We start from the raw sequence: 1,575 nt of genomic DNA, 5'->3' as shown, positions 1-1,575 counted from the left end.
CATGCACTACTACTTAACTTTTAAACAACATGATTTCAGGATTAAACCCGCTAATAGCGGCAATTTCGGCGTTACTTCCAGGACTGGTCATCGGTTATCTCATCAGGCATTTAGTCGCCAGTAGAAAAGTTACTCTTGCTGAGTCAAAAGCAGAGACAACTCTCTCGGATTCTAAAGCAAAAGCACAAGAAATAATTCTTGAAGCCAAGAATAATGCTTTTAAGGTTCTTGAAGAGGCAAAAAAGGAAGAAAAAGAGAGAAATTCACAGCTTTCGAGGATAGAAAATATTTTGACCAAAAAAGAAAACGAACTTGAGCAAAAAGGAAAAGAACTTTCCTCTGAAAAAGAAGCTCTTAAACACAAAGCGGTTGAACTAACGGCGCTTAAAAGCGAACTTGAGCAGTCCAGGGAAAAACAGCTTAAAGAGTTGGAGAGAATATCGGGATTGGACAGGGAAAAAGCCAAGATCGAATTGATTACCAAAACCGAGGAAGAATACAAAGATGATTTGTACAAAAGAATGAGAAAACTCGAGACCGAGAACAAAGAAGAGCTTGATAAAAAGGCCCGGGAAATAGTTACTACAGCAATTCAAAGATATGCCGCTTCTCAAATCGCGGATGCAATGACGACGGTGGTCAGCCTTCCTTCAGACGAAGTAAAGGGTAAAATTATTGGTAAAGAAGGGAGAAATATCAAAGCAATAGAAAGATTGACCGGAGTTGATATTATTATCGACGATACCCCTGAAGCACTTGTTGTCTCCGGGTTTGATCCGGTCAGACGCCAGATCGCTAAACTTGCTATTGATAAATTGATAGCTGATGGCAGAATACACCCGGCTAAGATAGAGGAGATGGTAGAGAAGGCCAAGAACGAGATAAATGAAAAAATAAAAGAAGCGGGGGAGGCGGCACTTTTTGAAACGGGAGTAGGTCCGGTAGACCCTAAGCTCACATATTTACTAGGCCGGCTGGCATTCAGAACAAGTTTTGGGCAGAATGTCCTGCTTCACTCTGTTGAGATGACTCATATTGCCGGAATGCTCGCAGCCGAATTGGCTTTCAAAATTCGGAGTTGACCCGAAGGTTATCTTGGCAATGGAAGCTCATCACGATGAATACCCCTATGCCATATTGGAAGCCCGTATAGTCACGGCTGCTGATGCAATTTCGGGAGCAAGACCGGGAGCCAGAAAAGATACCGTTGAGATTTACCTGAAACGGCTTGAGGACTTGGAAAGAATTGCCGGTTCATTTGACGGTGTTGAAAAGTCATACGCTATTCAGGCCGGAAGGGAGTTGAGGATATTTGTTACACCAACTAAAATTGATGATTTGAGCGCACTTAAAATGGCAAAAGATATAGCTAAAAAAATAGAAGAAGAAATGAAGTATCCGGGAGAGATAAGAGTTAATGTTATACGCGAAACACGCGCGATAGAATATGCAAGATAGCTCACACAACCTCTATGCATGCTACGGAGCTAATTTCAGAAATACAATGGGGGTCTTTGTATACAAAGACCCCCATTGGCAGGCTCCCTCCGCCAGTTGTTTTGGTAACTGCTGATG

Annotated in this window: 1 pseudogene; it reads left to right on the top strand. The window is 42.3% G+C overall.

The annotated features are described in order from the left end of the window. The first annotated feature begins 29 nt into the window (after positions 1–29). Positions 30–1,458: pseudogene (locus HYT61_04015) on the top strand (DUF3552 domain-containing protein). The last annotated feature ends 117 nt before the right edge of the window (positions 1,459–1,575 follow it).

This window comes from Candidatus Yanofskybacteria bacterium (genome assembly GCA_016181175.1).
In the GTDB taxonomy this organism is placed as follows: domain Bacteria; phylum Patescibacteriota; class Minisyncoccia; order 2-02-FULL-40-12; family IGHO2-01-FULL-4-A; genus 2-01-FULL-44-17.
This window is presented reverse-complemented; position numbering and strand designations above follow the sequence as displayed.